1 protein-coding gene is annotated in these 786 nt (G+C 75.4%); it reads right to left on the reverse strand.

The window, feature by feature from the left end; translation table 11 throughout:
- On the reverse strand, window positions 1-780 hold a 780-nt coding region (locus B7767_RS42370; RefSeq protein ID WP_143653004.1), incomplete at its 3' end, for an FAD-dependent oxidoreductase.
- Window positions 781-786 lie beyond the last annotated feature (6 nt).

Below are 786 nucleotides of genomic sequence, written 5' to 3' on the forward strand. Positions count from 1 at the left end.
GGTGGCGACCTCGTAGCCGCCGTCCCCGGTGGGGGCGATGTGCTCGACGGCCGTGGCGGTGCGGATCCGGGCGCCGTGCCGGCGCAGGTAGCCGGCCAGGGGGTCCCACAGGGCGGCGGGGAAGGGCGCGCCGGGCACGTCGAACAGCAGCCCTTCGGCGGAGCCGAGGAAGTAGATGTGGAACATCAGGACCATCTCGGCGGCCGACAGCTGCCGGGGGTCGGCGAAGAAGCTGCGGGAGAACACCTCGAAGGCCAGGTGGCGGGCGCGGTGCGGGAAGCGCACGGCGTCGAGGAAGTCGTGGGCGCTGACGCCGTCCAGGCGTTCGTACACCTCGGGCACGCGCACGTCGAGCAGCGGGAGGGCCGCGAGCGGTCTCATGCGGCGCAGGTCGCGCACGCGGAAGGACGGGCTGAGGGCGACGAAGCCGAGCGCGCTCCACGGCGGGGTTCGCGGGACGTGCCGGAAGCCGTCCCGCAGGCCGTCCCCGTGCCGCAGCGGGTAGTCCGGCAGGCCGGTGAGCCGCTCCAGACCGGGGTCGGTACGGCGCAGCAGACCGCGCAGGTTGTAGTACTGGCGGAAGAAGGCGTGGAAGCCCCGGCCCATGGTCACCGGGGTGCCGTCCGCCAGGCGGGTCGGCCAGCCGCCGACCCGTCCGCCCAGGAAGGGTTCGCGTTCGTAGAGCGTCACGGCCACGCCGCGCTCGGCCAGCGCGGTCGCCGCGGCCAGGCCGGCGATGCCGCCGCCGACGACGGCGGTCGTCGGGCGGGCGCCCTCGATCCGGCG

Source organism: Streptomyces sp. 13-12-16, from assembly GCF_002114215.1.
Classification (GTDB): Bacteria; Actinomycetota; Actinomycetes; order Streptomycetales; family Streptomycetaceae; genus Streptomyces.